At 66.6% G+C, this 20,560-nt stretch carries 14 protein-coding genes; 1 reads left to right on the top strand and 13 read right to left on the bottom strand.

Annotated elements, in window-relative coordinates:
- Window positions 1-8: 8 nt before the first annotated feature.
- The 8 genes from QP415_RS01890 to glmS all read right to left on the bottom strand — a co-directional run bounded on the left by QP415_RS01890 (window position 9) and on the right by glmS (window position 9,035).
- Window positions 9-722: a succinate dehydrogenase cytochrome b subunit gene (locus QP415_RS01890; RefSeq protein WP_285098276.1), complete on the bottom strand. Its 714-nt coding sequence runs from the start codon at window positions 720-722 to the stop codon at window positions 9-11.
- A 231-nt stretch (window positions 723-953) separates the two neighbouring features.
- Window positions 954-1,403, bottom strand: coding sequence for a ribosomal protein S18-alanine N-acetyltransferase (rimI, locus tag QP415_RS01885; protein ID WP_285098274.1), 450 nt, complete (start codon window positions 1,401-1,403; stop codon window positions 954-956).
- Window positions 1,400-2,095 (bottom strand): tRNA (adenosine(37)-N6)-threonylcarbamoyltransferase complex dimerization subunit type 1 TsaB, encoded by a 696-nt coding sequence (gene tsaB / locus QP415_RS01880; protein ID WP_048677046.1) that lies wholly within the window; start codon window positions 2,093-2,095, stop codon window positions 1,400-1,402. The genes rimI and tsaB overlap by 4 nt, the downstream gene beginning before the upstream one ends.
- Before the next feature lie 9 nt (window positions 2,096-2,104).
- Entirely contained in the window at window positions 2,105-2,680 is a 576-nt protein-coding gene (tsaE, locus tag QP415_RS01875; RefSeq protein ID WP_048677044.1) for a tRNA (adenosine(37)-N6)-threonylcarbamoyltransferase complex ATPase subunit type 1 TsaE, read from the bottom strand.
- Window positions 2,673-3,947 (bottom strand): alanine racemase, encoded by a 1,275-nt coding sequence (alr, locus tag QP415_RS01870; protein ID WP_285098269.1) that lies wholly within the window; start codon window positions 3,945-3,947, stop codon window positions 2,673-2,675. The genes tsaE and alr overlap by 8 nt, the downstream gene beginning before the upstream one ends.
- 63 nt (window positions 3,948-4,010) lie before the next feature.
- A complete protein-coding gene (locus QP415_RS01865) occupies window positions 4,011-5,783 on the bottom strand; it encodes a bifunctional ADP-dependent NAD(P)H-hydrate dehydratase/NAD(P)H-hydrate epimerase (protein WP_285098267.1) in 1,773 nt (590 codons plus the stop codon).
- 122 nt (window positions 5,784-5,905) lie between these two features.
- Window positions 5,906-6,805 carry a GRP family sugar transporter gene (locus QP415_RS01860; protein WP_285098265.1) on the bottom strand — a complete coding sequence of 300 codons (900 nt, stop codon included), beginning with the start codon at window positions 6,803-6,805 and terminating at the stop codon, window positions 5,906-5,908.
- Window positions 6,806-7,121: 316 nt separating this feature from the next.
- Entirely contained in the window at window positions 7,122-9,035 is a 1,914-nt protein-coding gene (glmS, locus tag QP415_RS01855; protein ID WP_285098264.1) for a glutamine--fructose-6-phosphate transaminase (isomerizing), read from the bottom strand.
- A gap of 188 nt (window positions 9,036-9,223) precedes the next feature.
- On the opposite strand from glmS, the gene coaA reads away from it, so the two are divergent.
- Complete coding sequence (gene coaA / locus QP415_RS01850) at window positions 9,224-10,165, top strand: type I pantothenate kinase (protein WP_285098343.1); 942 nt, start codon at window positions 9,224-9,226, stop codon at window positions 10,163-10,165.
- A 79-nt stretch (window positions 10,166-10,244) separates the two neighbouring features.
- On the opposite strand, the gene QP415_RS01845 is transcribed toward coaA, so the two are convergent.
- The 5 genes from QP415_RS01845 to QP415_RS01825 all read right to left on the bottom strand — a co-directional run bounded on the left by QP415_RS01845 (window position 10,245) and on the right by QP415_RS01825 (window position 20,461).
- Window positions 10,245-13,955: a cadherin-like beta sandwich domain-containing protein gene (locus QP415_RS01845; RefSeq protein WP_285098261.1), complete on the bottom strand. Its 3,711-nt coding sequence runs from the start codon at window positions 13,953-13,955 to the stop codon at window positions 10,245-10,247.
- A 159-nt stretch (window positions 13,956-14,114) separates the two neighbouring features.
- Window positions 14,115-15,047 carry a carbohydrate ABC transporter permease gene (locus tag QP415_RS01840; protein ID WP_016460299.1) on the bottom strand — a complete coding sequence of 311 codons (933 nt, stop codon included), beginning with the start codon at window positions 15,045-15,047 and terminating at the stop codon, window positions 14,115-14,117.
- Window positions 15,044-15,955 carry a carbohydrate ABC transporter permease gene (locus QP415_RS01835; protein ID WP_285098260.1) on the bottom strand — a complete coding sequence of 304 codons (912 nt, stop codon included), beginning with the start codon at window positions 15,953-15,955 and terminating at the stop codon, window positions 15,044-15,046. Before QP415_RS01835 ends, QP415_RS01840 begins: the two co-directional genes overlap by 4 nt.
- A gap of 106 nt (window positions 15,956-16,061) precedes the next feature.
- The gene (locus QP415_RS01830; RefSeq protein WP_016460301.1) at window positions 16,062-17,474 is read right to left on the bottom strand and encodes an extracellular solute-binding protein; all 1,413 of its coding nucleotides are present in this window, start codon (window positions 17,472-17,474) and stop codon (window positions 16,062-16,064) included.
- A gap of 164 nt (window positions 17,475-17,638) precedes the next feature.
- On the bottom strand, window positions 17,639-20,461 hold the full coding sequence (locus QP415_RS01825; RefSeq protein ID WP_285098256.1) for a glycoside hydrolase family 2 TIM barrel-domain containing protein: 2,823 nt from the start codon (window positions 20,459-20,461) through the stop codon (window positions 17,639-17,641).
- Window positions 20,462-20,560 lie beyond the last annotated feature (99 nt).

Genomic DNA, 20,560 nt, shown 5'->3' with positions numbered 1-20,560 from the left:
GCCCTTCCTCAGTGGATCAAGCCGGTGACGATGGCGACGGGCGGGGCCATGAACATCACGAAGATGACCAGACCAACCAGGCCCGACAGGACAACCAGAGGCTTGCGGGTCGCGGGACGCACCCAGCCGAGCGACTGGAACATGGACCAGAAGCCGTGGGACACGTGGATGCATGCGCAACCGACGAACACGGCGTAGAGGATCACGAGGACCGGCGACTGGAAGGACGCGATCATGCGGTCGTAAGGAGTGGTGACGTCAGTGCCGAAGTTCGCGACCTTCGCGGGCAGGCTCACGGTGGTGAAGTGAGCGATGTGGAAGATCAGGATCAGCAGGATGAGGACACCGCTCATGCGCATGGTGCGGGCCGCGTAGGAGTCCGTGACGGACTTCTTCACGACGTAGCGGGTGGAGCGGGCGCGGCGCGAACGCTTCCAGGTGTAGGCGGCAGCCCACAGGTGGATGACAAGCATCAGCACCATGGCGGCGCGGAAGACCCAGATGAATCCGCCGTGCGGGAAGATCGGCACGAAAGCCTCTTCATGCAGCCAGTGCGCGTAGTCGTTGTAGACCTGCGCACCCAGGAACATCTTGAGGTTGCCGTAGGAGTGGAACAGCAAGAAGAAAACGAAAACGAAGCCCGAGACGGCCATCAGCTGCTTAATAAAGACGCTGGTGGTCCACGCGCGGCGCTTCTTCGTTGCGACATTTTGAGTGGCCATGCAATGAGCATATCGACGCTTTTCGTCCGCCTCGTAGGACCATGGCACGAGGACCCGCGCACCCCTTGTCGACACGCTGTCATTTTCCGCTATTTTCCGCGGTTATCCCGCACCCCTTGCCCCGCGATTGCAAGGAAAACACCTAGGACCATCGGCCCCATAAACAGGGGCCGAGAGACACGAATTTTGATACATCGACTGCACCTATTTAGTGGTGGTCGTCGCATCTGCTCAGGTCAGGGATGCCCTCATCTCGACGGCCTCTTCGACGGGGTTGTGGAAGTAGCGGGGACGGCGCCCAATTTCGACGAATCCGCGCGACTCGTACAGGCCGATGGCCCCCTCGTTCGAGGGTCGAACGTCGAGGAAGATTTCGCGCGCCCCGGCCTCGCGAGACCAATCCAGGAGGGTATCGAGGATGGCCGCCCCAAAGCCTTGTCCGCGCGCGTGGGAGCGCACGCCGATCGTCATGACGTCTCCTTGGTCTCCCCCGACCTTGGCGCCGCCGTATCCGACGACCTCCCCCGCGTCATCGGTGGCGACCCAGTAGCGTGAGGCCGGGGAGGAGAGCTCCTCGGCGATCATGTAGGGGGTCCAGGGGTCTTCGGCGAAGACCTCGGCCTCGAGAGCTGCGAACAGTTCGAGGTCGTCTGGCCCCGCGACGCGCAGCGCAGCGTTCACAGGCGCGCGGTGGGCTGGCCCTGGATGTCCGGGCGACGCAGGTAGAGCGGATCGGTGCGCAGGCGGTCCTCCTCGCCGCGCGATAGGCGCGTGGCGACGATGCGGCTCATGACCGCGGGATCGAGGCTCACCTGGGGGCCGAGGTCGGCGCGAGCGAGCGCGTCGGCGCTGTGCGCGGGGATCGGCGCTCCGGCCACGACGAGGCCGGGGGCAGAGCGCATGGCGCTCAGCAGCGCGGACACGTCCCCTACCTCAAGGCGCCCTTCGAGGGTGACGTCGTCGGGTCCGGCGGCCACAAAGGCCCCCCAGTACAGTTCGCGGCGGCGCGCGTCGGCGATCGCGTAGACGCGGGCGTCAGGGGCGAGCAGGTCGAGGCCCTGGCGGGCGATCACGTCGAGGGCGGACACGCCGTAGGCCGGTACACCCGCAACGGCGGCGAGGACGCGGGCGGAGACGAGACCGGCGCGCAGGCCGGTGAAGGGAGCGGGGCCGGTGCCTACGAGGATGCGGTCGATGCCAGCATCCGCGAGCTCGGCGGGCAGTCCGGCGGCCGCGAGGGCCTCGCGCACGAGCGGGGTGATCGATTCGGCGTGGTGGCGCCCAGAATCGTTGTGGGCGCGGGCGATGACGCGGCCATCGTCGACGATGGCGACGGTGGTGGCGGCTTGGGTATCCAGGGCTATCTCTCGCACGGTGTGATCCTACTCGTCGGTGTCGGGCTCGTCGATGCGACGACCGCCGTGGGCAGCGACGAGGGCGTCAAGCACGCCGTCCCAGCGGTGGCCGTGGGCGCGCAGGACGATGAGGCGCGTACCGTCGTCCATGTGCTCCAGGTCGATGATGTCGCCGTCGGTGTCGGCCTGCCCGCCGGAGGCTCGGCGCACCTCGATGGAGAGGCGTTCGTCGCTCATGGCCTCGGTCTTGCCTTCGCCCCACTCGACGACGGTGACGGCCTCGTCGAGGGAGGAGTCGAGGTCGAGGGTCTCGAGGTCGCTGAGGTCCTTGATGCGGTATGCGTCCGCATGGATGAGGTCGGGGCCGCCGCTTAAGGAGGGGTGCACGCGCGCGACGATGAAGGTCGGCGAGGCCACGCGACCGCGCACTCCCATGCCGATGCCGATGCCCTGGGTGAGGGTGGTCTTGCCCGCGCCGAGGCCGCCCGAGAGCATGACGAGGTCTCCGGCGGCGAGAATCCGCCCGAGGTCTTCGCCGAGCGCGCGCGTCTGGTCTGCGTCGCTCGTTGACACCTGGAACGTGGCGGTGATTGTGTCACTCATGCGTGTTCTTCTCCTGCGTGTGCGCGGTGTGGTCCCGGTAGGCGCGCGGAATGTGGGCCCCGAGGTTGGTGACGATCTCGTAGTTGATGGTAGAGGCAGCGTCCGCCCATTCATCGGCCAGGGGTTCGCCGAGCGCGCCCGTGCCAAACAAGACGGCGGTGTCCCCCACGGCCGCAGGGGCATCCCCGCTGCGCGCGGTCGGGGTTCCGGGCTCTCCCTCGGCGGGACCGAGATCGACCATGAATTGGTCCATGCACACGCGTCCGACGAGCGGTGCATTGAGGAGGCCGGCCTCGGTGCGAACGACGACGCGAGCATTATTGGAGGCCGCGCGGAAGATGCCGTCGCCGTAGCCGAGGGGCACGAGGCCGATCCACCGGCGCGTGGGCGCGACCCAGGTTCCCCCGTACGAGGCGGGGGTGCCCTCTTCGATGACCTTGACGGAGGTCAGCGGGGCGTGCAGCTCGAGGGCGGGGATGAGACCGAGTTCGTCGGCCGTCGCAACCGCTGGGTCGGGGCTCAGGCCGTACAGGCCGATGCCGGCGCGGACCATGTCGTAGTGGGCCTCGGGATGCCACAGGATGCCCGACGTGGCGGAGAGGTGACGGATGCGCGGGGTGATGCCGGCGTCGGCGAGGATCGCCAGGCCCTCCTCGAAGATGCGCACGTGGTTCGCGGTCGAGGCGTTGCCCGCCTCGCTGGGATCGTCGGCGCGCGACATGTGGCTCCACGCGCCCACAATGTCGACGAGGCCGTCGTCTGCGGCCATGCGCAGGGCCGAGGCCAGGGCGGGCAGGTCGGCGAGGGTGGAGCCCGCGCGGGACATGCCGGTGTCGATCTTGACGTGGACGCGGGCGGGGCGGCCAACCGCTCGGGCGGCGGCGCAGATGTCGGCGAGGACCCAGGTCCACGACACGGACAGGTCGATGTCGGCCTCGATCGCGGCGGCGAAGTCGGAGGAGGAGGTGGAAATCCACGCGAGAAGGGGCGCGTCCGCGCGGGCAATACCGGCCTCGTCGAGGCCTCGGCGCAGCGCGAAAGCCTCGGCCAACTGAGCGACGCCCAGCCAGTCAGCCCCTCCCTCAAGCGCCGCGAGCGCGACAGGGACGAGCCCGTGCCCGTAGGCGTTCGCCTTGACGGTGGCGAGCTGGAGCGCGTCCGGGGCTGCGGCCCGCAGGACACTCAGGTTGTGCTTGATGGCGGCCAGGTCGACGGCCGCGCACGACGGGTATCCCCGTCCCTCGCTTTGAATGTCTGTGACAGTCACACCCCTAGTATCTCACGCGAGAGAGACCGCGCAGCGCCACCGAAGCCAGCGGCGTCTGACGTGTTACGGCCTGCGGTCGGCCAGGACGGAGGGAATCGCGGCCACAATGTCGCTGGCCTGAATGGGGGCGCCGCCGTTGTGTTGATTCGCGGCAGCGTCGGCCGCGCGGGCGTGCAGACACACGGCTGCCGATAGGCGCGCCGAGGTCACGCACTGCGAGCGAGAGCCAGCGCTTGCTCGCGCACTGGCGCGCGCCAGGATTCCCGCGATGAAACCTGCCAGGACGTCACCGTTGCCTGCGATGCCGGCCCAGGACGTGCTTGTCGCACTGACCGTGGGTTCGTAGACGCGCGTGAGCTCGGGGCGCGCGTCCGCGCCGCTGCCGGTCCCGTCAACGCTGGTAGCGGAGTTTTCCTCCGCGTCGACGGCGACGTATTCGAAGGAGTAGACGATCGTCACGGGGCCCTTGAGGACAATGTGGCAGCCCGTGGCCTCGTGGAGGGCGCGAGCGTAGCGCAGGGGGGAGGCCGCGACCTCGCGCTTCGTGATCGGCGTTCCGAGCGCGCTCAGCAGGCGCGCCGCCTCGCCGTAGTGCGGGGTGAGCACGGTGGCATCAGCGGTGAGCGAGCCGAGAAGCTCGGGGACGAGGTCAAGCGCCCACGCGTCAATGACGAGGGGAAGGCCCGACGTCCCGCAGAACTGCGCGAGTTCGAGCGCGTCCTCGCGGCGCTCCTCGTCCAGGCCGGGCCCGATAAGTGCCGCCTGAATGCGTCCCCCGACCATCACGACGCCCGGCTGGTCGGCCAGCACGAGATCCTGGACGCGCCGGGTCGAGTTGAGGCGCGCCATACCCACGCCCGCGGCTAGCGCTCCGCGCGTGGCGAGAATACCCGCGCCCGGATAGGTGTCGGAGCCGGCGACGAGGCCGACAACGCCGCGCGCGTACTTGTCGTCCGAGAATGCGGGAACGGGCACGGCGGAGTGGGCGCGATATTCATCGTCGTAGTAGTAGATGTCGCCCGCGCCGATCGTTCCGTCAGCGTCGGGACGCGTGCTCGTGGCCACCTCGCTCCAATACATTCGCATGAGCCTCACCTCGCCGGAGTATTCGACGGCGGGTGGCAGGATCTGTGCGCGCTTGTAGGTGCCAACCGCGAGGGTGTGCGTGGCTCGCAGAATCGGACCGCGGACCGCACCGTCGTCATCGGTCAGGCCCGACGGTACATCGATGGCAATCACTTTCTTCGGGTGCGCGCGCATCGCGTCGTTCAGGCACGTCACCGTATCCGCAAGCTCACCGGTGAGGGGACCGCGTGAACCGATGCCCACGATTCCGTCGATCCACAGGCGCGCACCGCAGATGGTGCCCCACTCGGGTGTCCCTACGATAGAGCGCAGGGAGCGACCGCCCAGTTCCACGATGCCGACGCCCGCTTCTCGAGCCGCAGCCAGGCCGCGCGCATGACAGGTGGGCTTGAGCAGGAATGCTGTGACAACCATCCCCTGCTCCGCCAGCAGCGCGCACGCGTACAGGGCATCACCCCCGTTGTCGCCTCCGCCAACGAAGGCGGCTACGCAGGTATCCAAGTCTTCGATGCGGGCCGCCGCCTCGTCAAGGCCGAGGTCGTCTCGCAGCCTGGAAATGGCGGCCGCCTCCGGTATGTCCCACAGCCACGCAAGCGGATCGGACAAGTAGCGGACACGATCGGCGACCTTCTCGGCGACCTGGCGCATGTAGCGGTCTGGGTCGCCTTCCGCCGCGGCGGATTCAACGTGCTGACGTTCAATGTCTCGGGCCTCGGCGAAAGACAGGGCGCGACCGTCCAGAATCAACATGGGGCAATTCTCCCACACGTGCCGATCCTCGCAGGGAGGCGGGTGAGGGGAAGATGCTAACAAACACGGCGGCGAGGCCTCCGACCCGCCGCCGTCAGATGTTCAGATAGTCACCGCCCCGATCAGGCGACGTCGAGGGTCTTGGCGACCCCTGCGAGGACCGCGCCCACGATGACGAGGGCGACGCCGATGATGGTCCAGCGCAGTTCCTTGCGCGTGCGGGTCTCGTGGAGCCACAGGATGCCCAGCGGCGTGGAGATGAGGATTCCGAGCTGGGAGAGGGTAAAGCCCGTGCCCGCGCCCAGCTTGTTGGAGTTGAGCTGGAGGAGCAGGATGGCGGTGCCCCACAGGACGCCATTGAAAATCGAGGGGACCATGCGGCGGTGACGCAGCGAGTCCTCGGGGGCGACGCCGCCGCGGCCCTGGATCGCGAAGAAGATCGCGCAGTACACGGTGTAGCCGATCGCCTGGGGCAGGAGGAACTCAGCGGGTGCGATCCCGAACCACTTGATGATGAGGGGGAAAGCCACGAGGCCCAGCGTCGAGGTGGTCAGCAGGAAGGCGCCGCGCTTCCAGTCGAGGGAGGCCGCGTCGGAGCCGGACTCGGAGCGCGACAGGAACCAAATGCCGACGATGAGGACCACGATGGCGGCGATTCCGTAGGGCAGCGCGCCGCCGTGGAGCCACTCGCCGAAGATCGCGATGCCGGCCAGGGACATGAGGACGAGCTGGCCGCCGGTGGACAGGGGCATCGTGCGGCTCATGCCCAGGACCGAGTAGGAGCGCAGCTGATCGCACACGCCGACGCCGAGGAGCAGGCCGGTCAGGAAGGAGACGCCCAGGTTCAGGGGTGTCCAGGCGGGGTGCAGGAAGGGGGTGGCGACGGCGGCCATGAGCAGGCCGCCGAGGACGGCGCCCATGACTCGCTGGCGGTCTGAGCCGCCGGTCTTTCCCATCAGCGTCGTAGCGACACCGAAGAAGACAGAGGGCAGGATCCCGATAAGGATCGTGGACAGGGTCATGTGCGCACCTCCCGGGGTGGTTGCGGCCGTCGTGTCACGAGGCCGGGGCTTGCTTGCGTTGTTGGGTGTGACGGGCTTCCCGCCGCGTCTTCCACGCTAGTCGCCCCCTCCCCCGCCCTCGCAATCACCCGAGCCGTTTTGGCTACTGTTTCACAGGGTTATCGTGAATACCTTCACGCTTTGCGACACATTCGATGACGCAGCACACCCGGGTGGGGGTGTCTGCGGAGATAGGCCGCAAACGCGCCGCGGGCCTCGTCCCACATGAGGAACGAGGCCCGCCGCGTTCACGAGGCGCTAGCCCCGCGCCGGCGGATCACTCCACCGTCACGGACTTGGCCAGGTTGCGCGGCTGGTCGACGTCCAACCCCTTGACGGAGGCGAGCTCGCAGGCGAAGATCTGCAGCGGCACGACGGTCAGGAGCGGTGCGTACAGGGTCGGCACGGGGGGCACGCGGAAGACAACCTCGGCGAACTCGTCGACGGAGGAGTCACCCTCCTCGGCGACAACGATCGTGCGGGCACCGCGGGCACGGACCTCGGCGATGTTGGCCAGGACCTTACCGTGCAGCTCGGGGCGGCGCGGGGTCGGCACGATGACGATGACCGGCTGGCCCTCGTCCACGAGCGCGATCGGGCCGTGCTTGAGCTCGCCGGCGGCGAAGCCCTCGGCGTGGATGTAGCAGATTTCCTTGAGCTTGAGCGCGCCCTCGAGCGCGACGGGGAAGCCGACGTGACGGCCCAGGTAGATGACCGAGGTCGCGTCCTGCATCGTGCGGGCAAACTGGCGGACCGTCTCACCGTTGTCCAGGACCTTCGCGATGGCCTCGGGGACGCGCGCGAGCTTGTCCATGTAGTCGGCGATCTCGTCGGCGTACTTGTTGCCGCGTACCTGCGCCAGGTACAGGCCCAGGATGTAGCAGGCGGTGACCTGCGCGGTGAACGCCTTCGTGGAGGCGACCGCGATCTCGGGGCCGGCGTGGGTGAGGATCACGGCGTCGGATTCGCGGGAGATCGTCGATCCGGGCGTGTTCACGATGGCGACGACCTTCGCGCCCTGCTCGCGGGCGTGGCGGATCGCCTGGATGGTGTCCATGGTTTCGCCGCTCTGAGAAATGGCGACGACCAGCGTCTTTTCGCCCACCACCGGGTCGCGGTAGCGGAACTCGCTGGAGAGCTCGACCTCGACGGGGATGCGGCACCAGTGCTCGATCGCGTAGCGGGCAACCTGTCCGGCGTAGGAGGCGGTGCCGCAGCCGATCATGATGACCTTGTCGACGGAGCGCAGGACGTGCTCGGGGATGCGCACCTCGTCGAGGGCCAGGTGTCCGTGAGAGTCGATGCGATCGGCCAGGGTCGCGCCCACGGCCTCGGGCTGCTCGTGGATTTCCTTCTCCATGAAGGTCGGCCAGCCGTTCTTGGTGGCGCGATCGGAGGAGAAGTCGACCTCGTACGCCTCGCGCTCGACGGGGTTGCCGCTGGGGTCGATGACGGTCACGCCGGTCGCGGAGACGACCACGACCTCGTCCTGGCCGACCTCGAGCGCGCGGTTCGTGTGTTCGACGAAGGCCAGGACGTCGGAGCCGAGGAAGTTCTCCCCCTCGCCCAGGCCGATGACCAGCGGGGAGGAACGGCGGGCAGCGACGATGACGTTCGGAGACTCGGTGCTCACCACCAGCAGCGTGAAAGTACCGTGCAGCTGCGCGGTCACCGCGCGCATCGCGACGACGAGGCGGCGCGCCACCTCTTCGTCCGCACCCGTCAGTCCGGCGACTCCGCCGGTGTACGAGGCCGCCTCGACCTCGTCGTAGGCGCGCGCTAGCAGGTGGACGACCACCTCGGTGTCGGTCTCGGAAGCGAAGGTCTCGCCGTCGGCGACGAGGGCGGCGCGCAGGACGTCCGCGTTCTCAATGATGCCGTTGTGGACGAGGGCGAAGCGCCCGTCCGGGCTGGTATGGGGGTGGGCGTTCGCGACCGTCGGGCGCCCGTGGGTGGCCCAGCGGGTATGCCCGATGCCGGCCATGGCGTCGGCGGGGGCGTCCGCGTCAACTTCTTCGACGAGGTTGACGAGCTTGCCGACCGCGCGGCGCACGTAGAGGCCGTTGTTCGAGGTCAGGGCGATGCCCGCCGAGTCGTATCCGCGATATTCGAGGCGCGCCAGGCCACCGAGGACAACCTCGCGGCTACGCTGGGACGCCTTGCATGCAATATGTCCAACAATTCCGCACATGCTACCCATTCCAACACACCCACCCCCTTCCCTGGCAGGTAACGTGTGTCGCTTCACGCGGCGAACTGGGTGCGCGCCAGCATCAGCTTGTGGGGCACAATGGGGTCGTGAGCATCACCGAGAGCCCCTCGAACGTCCCCTCTCCGGCCTCGCCGAACGCCTCGCCTGACGGGCCGACGCAGGCCACTATGCATGGCGCGCCCAACCCCTACGCGCGTTTTGATCGCAGCGAGTGGGACAGCCTCGCCGATCGCACTCCCCTGCCGCTGACCCAGGAGGACATCGACCGCATCGCGTCGCTGGGCGATCCCATCGATATGACCGAGGTCGACACGATTTACCGTCCCCTGAGCGCGTTGCTGCAGCTCTACATCGACGGTCGCCGCCGCACTGCGGCCGAGCGGCACGCGTTCCTCGGCGAGTCCGAGGCCCACTCGACCCCCTTCGTCATCGGCATCGCTGGCTCGGTTGCCGTCGGAAAGTCGACGGTCGCGCGCCTGCTCCAGCTGCTGCTCTCGCGCTGGGATTCCACCCCGCGCGTGGACCTCGTGACGACCGACGGGTTCCTCTACCCGAACCGGATCCTGCAGGAACGTTCCCTCATCGCCCGCAAGGGCTTCCCCGAGTCCTACGACCGCACGGCCCTCATCTCGTTCCTGGCCTCGGTCAAGGCGGGCAACCCGCACGCCCAGGCACCCGTGTACTCCCACGTCACCTACGACATCGTGCCCGACGCCTTCATCGACGTGGATCGCCCCGACATCCTCATCGTCGAGGGCCTCAACGTGCTCCAGCCGCCGCGCTCGGCGCCCGGCTCCGTGTCGGTGGCCGTCTCGGACTACTTCGACTTCTCCATCTACGTCGACGCCGACGAGACGTTCATCGAACAGTGGTATGTCGATCGCTTCCTGAAGCTGCGAGCGACCGCGTTCTCGCGCGAAGACTCCTACTTCAAGACATACGCATCCCTCGCAGACGACGAGGCCGTCTCCACCGCACACGTCGTGTGGAACGCGATCAACCTGCCGAACCTGCGCGAAAACATTCGCCCCACCCGCGAGCGCGCAACCCTCATCTTCACGAAGGGCGCCGACCACCGCGTCGAATCGCTGTCGATCCGCAAGGACTGACGTTCCTGCCCCGATCATGCGCAAACGAGGCCGCAGCCGGAAAACCCGGCCACGGCCTCGTCTCACGGAAAGCTAACGGTTAGCCGATCCACGCGCCCGAGGGAGCGAAGTGGTACCAGGACCAACCGATCATTTCCCAACCGGTGGCCATGGAGCCATTCCCGCGCAGGTAGAACCAGGTCGGGCCCTCCTGATACCAGCCGGTGGTCATCGCACCGTTGGCGCCCAGGTGGTACCAGGTTCCGCCGAGGAGCTGCCAGCCGGTGACCATGGAACCGGAGGGCGACAGGTAGTACCAGGCGCCGCCGTCCTTGACCCAGCCGGTGCGCATGACGCCGGAGGAGGACAGGTAGAACCAGGTTCCGCCGATCTGGGTCCAGCCGGTGGCCATCTGCCCGGTCGCGGGGTCGAGGTAGTACCAGGAGCCGCGGTCCTGAATCCAGCCGGACTGCTGGGCGCCGCTGGCGCCGTGGTAGTACCAGTGTCCGCCGTCGTAGACCCAGCCCATCTTCAGGTAGCCGCTCGCGTCGAAGCGGTAGGTGAAGCCGTCGATGACCAGGGTTTCGTTGGCGGCGTAGGTGCCGTCAGAGTAGCTGTACCACCAGCCGAAGTAGCCGGACTTCCACTGGCCAGTACGAGGCTGGGGCGTGGGATCCGGGGTCGGAGCCGGGGTCGGATCCACAGAAGGCTGCGGCGCCGGGGTCGGATCCACGGTGGGCTGCGGCGCCGGGGTCGGATCCACGGAAGGCTGCGGGTCCGGGGTGGGAGCCGGGTTCTCGATCGTCACCCAGTACAGGAAACGCGAGTCACCGCCGCCGACGGCGTGGAGCACGACCTGCGAGGTCTCACCATCGCCGAGCTCGACTTCCTGCGTCGTCTTGTCGGCGGGGTTGACAAGCATCAGGTGCGCGTTCGCGCTCGGCTTCTTGACGGTCAGGGTGATGTCCTGAGCGGTCTCGGCCAGCGAGCCGTTATCGGTGCGCGGGTCGAGGAGGTAGGACGGGTAGTGCGTCTGGCCGGTCAGCGCGTTGACGACCATGAAGCCCGTGGGGGCCGTCGTGGAGTCGCCGAAGATCTCGGCGGACTTAGCGCTATCCAGGCCCTTCAGCTGTTCGAAGTAGCCGACGACGACGTCGCCGGGCATTCCGTCGTTGACGGAGCCGACGTTGGTCACCGACATGTCAACCAGGCCGACGGCCGCATTGGCGGCCTTGGCCTCGTCGCCGGAGGCGAAGTCACCGTACTTGTAGCCGCTCAGCGAGGGGGTGGTGCCGCGAGCCGCGTACTGGCCGGGCTTGTAGGCGACGAACGTGGAGTTCATGGCCTTCGTGTAGTTACCGATGTAGCTGACGTTTCCAAAGATGTTGGAGAACTCGTAGAACGAGCGCGTCGGCGCGCCATCGTGGTCGATGATCGAGGAGCGGTCGTAACCGTTGTACTCCATGCGGAACAGGCCGAACCACTTCTGGCCGGTCGCCAGGCCCAGGGAGGGGACGATCGACTTTTCGGAGGCCGACACGTTCGCGTCCCAGTTGTAATCCAGGTACTGGCCGTACAGGATCGGGGCGGAGCCGTCACCGGTGGTGCCCTTCAGGCCGTATTCGCGCTGCTTCTTCCAGGTGTTGGTGTTCAGCAGGTCCATGACGACCCTGCTCGGAGCCGGGCCACCGTTGGCGCCCCAGTAGTACTTGTCCCAGCTGAGCAGGTCGGGCTTGGCGTTCTCGACGTAGTAGCTCAGGTTCGCGTCGCGGTACCAGGAGGGGTCATCCCAGGAGTTGGCGTGAACGACGGCGCCGGGGATGTTCTGCTTGGACCAGGAGAACCAGTTCTTGAAGCACTCCGATTCGACGCGGTTGAAGCCGCCCTCATCGCCGTACTGGATGTCGACGAGCGTGGAGGCGTAGGGCTTCATGTATTCGTTCATGAAGTCGTGGGGATCACCCGCGTTGCACATGCTGTTCTTGCCGGTGGGGGCCTTTGCGAGGGCCCACGGCGCGCCCTTGCCCAGGGACTCCATCATGGGGGTGTTGAACATGGGCAGGTCGTAGAACATGGGGAACGCGCCACCGGTCAGGTCGCGCTCGTTGGCGTCGAAGCCACCACGGCCGTAGCCCTCGGAGGGAACCCACGCGGGCATCATGACGCCGTACTGCAGCGCGAGGGCCTGGGCGCGGTTCACGCCCCACTTGCCCTCTCCGGGGTCAAAGCCGGAGTAGCGCTCGTACATGGAGTTGTCGACCGCCGGGGCCACCGGGGTCTTGCCGGCGGGCAGGCCCCACACCTCGACGTCGTTGAAGGTGACGGCGGTGGCAATATTCTGCGGGGTCTGGGGCTCGGTCTCGTCGTTCATCCAGATGCGGATGTTCTTGGCGAGGTGATAGGCGTTGAAATCCCAGTACCACAGGCCGCGCGCGTCGCGCGTGAGCGAGCCGTGGGTGACGATGGTCTTCCACTCGCCACCGTCGGCCTCCTGGACCGCGATGGCGACGGAGTTACCGCCGTGCCATCCCTGGACGCCGGCGGGCAGGGTCGGGGTGCCCCATCCGTTGACGCGGTGGACGTAGCGGGCCTCGCCCAGGTGCAGCTCGATGCCGGTGACGCTGTCCGACCACTCGTTCGCGCGCACGAGCGGGTCAGAGGTCCACGTCGTCTTCGGGTCGAGGTCGGTAAGGGCCGCGTTGTCGGCCTCGGTGCCGCCGTTCGCGGTGGCGGTCACGGGGACCATGACGTTGCCGCGGAAGTCGGTGTCCACCTTGGTGATGTTGACGACGTAGGTGGCTTCCTTGCCGTCTTTGGACACGGTCGCGGTGATGACGTTCAGTCCGGTGGTCAGGTCAAGGTTGGACACGCGTCCGTCCGCGTCTGGGGTCGCGCCGTTGATGGTGACGGTGGCTCCGTCGACCGTACGGATGCGGGCCGAGACGGTGGTGGCGTGGTAGTAGCCGGTGGCCGTGTAGGTGTGAGTGCCGGGGGCGAAGTCGACGGGCTTGCCGGGGTCGCCGTAGGGCAGCTGGTCGATGACGAAGTCAACGACGAGGTCGGACGCGCCGGATCCCTGCTCGGGGGCCTCGGGGTGGGGCACGACGGGACGCGTCGCGGTGTTGTTGCCGCTGTTGTCGTCGCTGCCGTAGGAGGTGATGGCGTTGCCCTCGGCGTCGCAGGGCAGGAGCTTGATGTCGGACAGCGCCATGTCCTTCTTGCCGGGGGCGAGGGAGCGCAGGCCCGTCAGGGTGAAGACGCGCTTCGTGGTCGCCGGGAAGGTGACGTACTGTTCCTTGTTGCCGAATTGCAGGTCACTGCCGTGCGCGACTTCGGTCCCGCCGTCCCAGGTGCCCGCGGCCACCTTGGTCTTCCAGTCGGCGAAGGAGGCTTCTGCGGCCGGGTTTCCGGGGTCCTCATCGAAGGCGAAGACGCGGTATTCACCCGGGAACTGGTCGTTGCCGAGCGTCGAATCGTAGGTGGGACGCGGGGTCAGGCCGAGGCCGCAGACCTGCGTGCCGGGGGTGGGATTCTGGACGGCGAGAGCGTGAGGATATTCGTCGAGGCCACCCTTCCACTTGGTGGTCCAGAAGGTCTTGGTCGCGTCGGTGCGGGTCGTGTCGTCGTCGACGAGGGCGGCGATGGTGCCGTTGGGGGCGCTTTCGCCGACCTTCTCTTCGGAGGTCGCCCACAGGACGGTCGGGTGATACGGGGTTTCGGTGGCGGCGAGCGCCGCGGTCGGTGCGAGGCCAAGCATGGTGGCCGCAAGAATCGGGGCTGAGAGCGCACCGATGATGGGTCTAGTCCCCATGAGTTTAACTCCTTCGTCAGTATGGGGGTGATGGCAGGGATAGGTCGCTAGACGTTTGAAAACGAATAATCCCTAACACGTGTTAGTTTTTTGTGAAAAAACCTCCTTTTAGGTAGAGAAGATCCCCGCGGGTGCGAGGCGCACCCGCGGGGAGAGAAATCAGAACTTCAGACCGCCGTCTTCGATGCCGCGGAAGAAGAACTTCTGGCTGAAGGCGAAGACCAGGACGACGGGGATCATCGCAACGACAGCACCGGCCAGCACCAGCTGGTAGGTGACGCCCTGCGGCGAGTTCTGGATGGCCGTCAGCGTCAGCATCAGCGTCTGCTTGTTCGGGTCCGGCAGCATGAGCAGCGGGAAGATGAAGTCGGACCAGGCCCCGATGAAGGAGGTCAGGCCGACGACGGTCAGGGTGCCGCGCACCTGGGGCAGGAAGATCGACCAGAAGCGGCGCAGTTCGCCCGCGCCGTCGATGAGGGCCGCATCCTCGATCTCGTCGGGGATACCCATGAACGCGGCGCGCATCATGAGGATCTGGAACGGGCCGATCATGGCGACCATCCACACGCCGGGAAGCGTGTTGTACAGGTCCAGCTGCACCATCATCTTGAACAGCGAGAGCATGATCGACTCGAAGGGGAAGATCATGGCGGACAGGACCACGAAGTACATGATGTTGCGCCCGGTCCACCCACGCCTCGACAGCATGTAGCCGCCGATGCAGGACAGGACGACGTTCGAGGTGACCGTCAGGGTCGCAAGAATCGCGGAGTTCTTGATGGACAGGAGGATGTTCGTGCGTTCGAAGAGGACGTAGAAGGAGTCCAGTGACCAGTGCTGGGGCAGCATGGTCGCACCCTGACCAAAGACGGATTCGCCGGGGGCCTTGAAGGCCGCCATGAGGGGCAGGACGAGGGGGCCGACCAGGATGAGGGCGACGACGACGAGGAGGACGTAGCGGGCAAACAGGGCCCCGCCACGCATCTGACGCGATGCCGTGTTGCGTCCCTGGCGTTCGAGGCGGCGCTCCTTGCGCCACTGCGCGAAACGCTCGCCAAAGGAGGCGGGAGTGGTCGAGGTTGCGGTGCTCATGATTCTTCAGCCTTCCTCTGCAGGCTCTGCGAAGCGATGATGAAGCCGAAGGTGATGAGGAAGAGGCACACCGAGGCGGCGTCGCCCTGTCCCAGCGATCCGAAGGTCGGGTCCACGATTCGGTCTCGGATGTACATCGTGAGGGTCTTCGTGGGCGATGCGGAGCCGCCCAGCAGGTAGACCTCGGTGAAGATCTTCAGGCATCCGATCGTCGTCAGGGTGGCGACGAGGAACATCATGACCTTGACGCCGGGGACCGTGACGGTGAAGAAGCGACGGATGGGTCCGGCGCCGTCGAGTTCGGCAGCCTCGTACAGGGACTTATCCACGTTCGCGAGGGCCGACAAGTACAGGATCATGTAGTAGGGCAGGCCCTGCCACAGGGTGATGATCATGGCGCAGAAGAGGATCAACCACTGATTCGACAGGAATGGAATCGGGTCGAGGCCCCACGACGCCAGCAGGTTATTGATGGGACCGCGCTGGTCGAGAAGGTAGCGCCAGGCCAGGGAGATAACGACCAGCGAGGAGATGGCCGGCAGGTAGTAGAGGGCGCGGAAGAAGCCGATGCCGGGCACGTGCGACTTGACGAGGAGGGCCAGCAGCAGCGGCAGGAGCACCATGAGCGGGACGACGCACACCGCATAGATGAGGGAGTTCGTCAGCGACTGCCAGAACTCGGGATCTGACAGTACCGCGGTGAAGTTGTCGAGACCAACGAAGCGACCGATGCGCCCCATCGGCTTGGTCTTCGTGAACGACACGTAGACGGTCGTGATGAAGGGGTAGATGTAGAAGGAGATGACCGCGAGGACCGGGAGGGTCACCCACAGCCAGGGAACCCAGCCCGGGCGGAATCGGGCGGCGCCATTGAGGGAGCGCACCTGCGCGCTCTTACGTGTCGGCATACCAAAATCCTTTATGAGGGGTGCGCGGGGTCGTGAGCCGGCGGCCCGACGCTGGGCGAGGAATGCGTCGGGGGCCGAGGCCAGGCCTCGGCCCCCGAGCGGTCAATCAGTCTCCGAGAGCCTTGAGCTTCTCGTTCATCTGATCCTGAGCGGTCTTGAGGGCGGTCTTGGGATCGACCTCACCGCGGATGGCCTTGTTGACGTTCTCAATGAGGGCGTCCTTCACGGCGCCGGTCGCGTAGAAGACGTCGGTGTAGGCCTCGGCGTCCTTGGCGGCCTTAGCGGCCTCCTCGTAGGCGGCCTTGAAGACCGGGTCGTCGGCGATCTCCGGCGGGTTGGCGACGAGCTTGTCGAGGGCGTCGGTGGCGGCCGGGAAGATGATGGCGCCGCCGTCGTGCGTCCAGGCGTACTCGTTCTCAGCGTTGGTGATCCACTCAGCGAACTTCATGGCCAGCGGGGCGTTCTGCGTGGTGACGGAGACGCCGATGTACTGACCCTCGAAGACGGGCTTGATGCCGGGGTTGGTCGGGAACGGGCCGACGCCGGTGTTCTGGTAGACCGTCTCGTTGTTCTTCTTAACGGACTTGAGGAACGAGGCGTTGGGCGTACCGAAGGCGAGGTTGCCGTCGGTGTAGGCCTTGCCCGGGTCAGGCTCACCGGTCAGGGAGTCCTTCGGGATGGCGCCGGAGGCATAGAGCTCGGAGAGCTTGGTGACGTAGTTGATCGCAGCCTCGTTGTCGGCGAAGTCGAAGGCGGTCTTGTCGGCGTTGAGCAGGTTGACGCCCATGCCGTGCAGCTGAGCGATCATGTACCACTCGGGCGAGCCGTAGATACCGTAGTCACCCTGCCCGTCGGCGCCGACCTTAGCGGCGTCGTCGAACAGCTCATCCATGGTCTTGGGCGGCATGTTCTCGTCGAGACCAGCGCGCTTGAAGACCTCCTTGTTGTAGGTGGTGATGTAGGGGCCGAAGTACCAGGGCAGAGCCGTGTGGTGGTCGTTCGCGCCGAGGGCGGTGGAGTCCCAAATGGACTTCACGAACTTGTCGCCGATGCCGGGGGCCTTGACGTCGTAGTCCATGAGGAGGTTGGACTTGGACAGGGCAAGGATGGTGGAGGAGGGAACGTTGATGACGTCCGCCATCTTGCAGTTCGAGGCCTGCGCGGTGACGGTCTGGTCGAACTCGGCGCCGCCGCCCTGGTCGGTCCAGTTGATCGTCACGCCGGGGTTGGCGTCCTCGAATTCCTTGATCTTGGCCTTGAAGAAGTCGCCGAAGTCGTTCTGCAGACCCTGGGTCTGGAAGGTGATCTGGCCTTCGACCTTCGAGGTGTCGATCTTCGAGTTGTCAAGGTTGCCCGCGGGGATGTCGCACGCGACGTCGGGCTCGGGGATGGAACCGGCAGCGGTCGAACCGCCGCTGGAGCTGGTGGAGCCAGAACCGCCGTCGTTGCAGGCGGCCAGGCCGAGGGTACTGAACATGGCGAGGGCGACAACGCCAGCAGCCATCTTCTTCTTCAACATGCGAAACCTCCGTTGGTCCGTTTTTGTTGGTCGATCGATGGGATCGAGTCACTAACTATCTCGTGTTAGTTGATGCCTAAATCATAGCGACCTGTCACGCTTTGCGCATCATTTGCCAATAACTTTGCGCATCGTTATCAAGCCGCAACATAACAGTACGACGCTCAATCACCCCCGACCTGGGCAATCACGAATGTCATGTCCGCATCGCGCATGCGGCCAGCAAACTCGGGCCGAGAGTCAGGCCCGCACGACCGGGTACCGATGCCGTCCTGGAAGGCGTCGAGCCACACGAACAGACGGTCACTGTCAGGCAGATCCTCCCAGTGCGCAGCCTGCGCCAGCTCACGCTCGTTCCACGGGGACACACTCCAGCCGACGGGCGAGGCGGGGAGGATGAGGAACTCCCCGGCCTCGCCTCGCAGGGACAGCGCCTCGAGATCGAGTCGCTGACCGCCTTCCTGCGGACGTACGCAGACGTCCCACAGGTCCGAGGCCTCGGCTCGCCCATACCCGCGAGCGCCGGGGACCCGCATGTCGGAGTAGCCGATGAGCGTGTCCCCCAGCCACGATGCCTCCCACGAGGACCCGCCCAGCTCGATGCGCACGCCCAGGCGCGGCACCCGATCGGGCCACACGCCGTCGGGAACGACGCTCACGGACAGCGACAGGGCGGGGATGTCACCGACTCGCACCGGCCGGTATTCCCAGGTGAGGGTCGCACCAAAGTGCGCGGCGGGAGGCGCCCAACGCTCGATGACACGCTGGCACTGCTCATCCCCCTCGACCGACACGAGGCGGCGGCGCAGCAGGTGCAGGCGCGCCGCCTCCCAACGCATCGCGTGCGAGGTGCCGTGCTCGCCGCGTCCGACGCCCAGGGGACCGAGGTCGTCCGCGCCGATTCCCCAGTAGTCGACGGGGCCTCGACCCCGATCGTTGTCCGTGGGGGCACGGAAGACACTCAGCTCGACGGACACCGGGAGGCCGCCAACCCTCACGAGCCGCCCACGCGAGTCGAGCTCGTAGGGACGGTCGGCAGCGCTGAGAGTATGCACGGGTTCAACCGGCGCCGAGGCGAGGGAACGCAGGCGCTCGTCGTCGCGACCGCTACCGGCATCCTTGAGGGCCGAAGCGAGGGCTGGCGCGTCGGGCGCCATGGCCGCAACCCACGCCCAGGTGCCCGCGTAGGGGCGAGAGAGCGCATCGACGAGGCCGTCGCACACGAAGTTGCCGTCGTGCACTTCCTCGCCGAAGTCGCCGCCGTAGGCCAGGGCGCGGCGCCCGTCCGGGAGGGTGCGCCACAGGGCGTGGTCGCGCCATTCCCACACGAAGCCTCCGGCGTGGCGCGGGTGGCTCATCTGCGCGGCATAACCGGCGGCGTTTCCGGGGCCGGTTCCCATCGCGTGCAGGTATTCGCACATGAGGTAGGGGGCGCGGCGGATGCGTTCGCGGGCCGAGTCGTCAACACGGGCGGCAACGTGGGTGGGAACCGCGACCTCGGCGTGGAGATCGCTATCGTCGAGGACGGCCGCAACCTCCTCGAGGGTGGGGTACATGCGCGAGTAGATATCCGTGTACTCGAGGGCGTGGTCTCCCTCGTAATGGACGATGGCCCTGTTTCCCGTGCGCTCGTGGATCCAGCGCGCGCAGGCGACCAGGTTGACGCCGGTTCCGGACTCGTTGCCAAGGCTCCAGATCATGATCGAGGGGTGGTTCTTGTCGCGCTCGAACGCGCGCACGGTGCGATCCAGGTAGGCGTCGGCCCAACGCGGATCGTCGGAGGGGTTGTCGATCCACTCCCCCGTCCCCTCGAACCCGTGCGTCTCAATATCTCCTTCGAGCATGACCCACAGTCCGATCTCGTCGGCCAGGTCGAGGACGCGGGGGTGCGACGGGTAGTGGGAGGTGCGAATCGCGTTGATTCCCATGGATTTCATGAGGGCGAGGTCCTTGCGTACCCATTCCTCATCGAACACGCGACCTTCGTCGGCGCGCACCTCGTGGCGATTGACGCCGTTGAGCGTCAGGGGCTGTCCGTTCGCCGTCAGAACGCCGTCCTCGATGCTCACTCGACGGAATCCGATGCGCAGGCTGCGCACACCATTGACGAGGCCGTCCTCGCCTTCGACGCGCACGCGAGCGTCGTAGAGGGCGGGGTCGGCGGCGCTCCACGGGCGCACGCTTCCAACCTCAATGCGGCCGCTGCGGTAGCGCCCCTCACCCACTGGCTCGAGGGAGTATGCGAAGGACCAGAGGCCGTCGATCTCCAGGTGGCCGGAGAGATGCGGATCCTGCGCGCCACGGACCCGGGCCTCGATGGTCGCGTAACCAACCCCGGCCTCGTAGTCGGTGTCGATCCACAGATCCTCGATCGCCCCGGAGGCGAGGTGGCGCAGGCTCACCGAGCGGAAGATGCCGGGCAGCCACCACTGGTCCTGATCCTCGAGGTAGGTGCCGGGGCTGAACTGGTGGACGCGCACAGTGACCCGATTGGTACCGGCGTGCACGGCCTCGGTCACGTCGAATTCGTGGGCCAGACGGGAGCCGCGGGCCATGCCAATCCACGTGCCGTTGACCCACACGCTGGCCTGACTCTCGACGCCGTCGAAGCGCAGGGCGATGACACCGCCCTCCCAGTCGGCCGGGAGCTCGAAGGTGCGACGGTAGTCGCCCACCGGGTTGTCCTCGGGCGGGAAAGGCGGGTCGACGGGGAATGGGAAGTCGACGTTCGTGTACGCGGGGTGACCCCAGGCGCCTTCGCCGCGCAGGACCCAGTGACTGGGCACGTCGATCGTGTCCGCGTCGTCGCCGACGGCTGGTTCATCCCAGGGTTCTTCAACGCTGACCCAGGGGGCCGGATCGGTACGGTGATAGACGAAGGACCAGGTACCGTCGAGGCTGACAACGCCGGGATCATCGACCAGATGCGCGCGCGGCGGCAGGAGCGCTCCCGCATCGGGAGCATAGGAAGGTAGTATCGATATCACGTCTGTGTGCCTTTCGGATGTCATCGTCGAAACTCCGATCGTCAGAGATAAGACTAACACGTTATAGTTGTTGCGTTTCAACGAAACGCAACCGAGCAT

This window comes from Pauljensenia sp. UMB3104, from assembly GCF_030217285.1.
GTDB lineage: Bacteria > Actinomycetota > Actinomycetes > Actinomycetales > Actinomycetaceae > Pauljensenia.
This window is presented reverse-complemented; position numbering and strand designations above follow the sequence as displayed.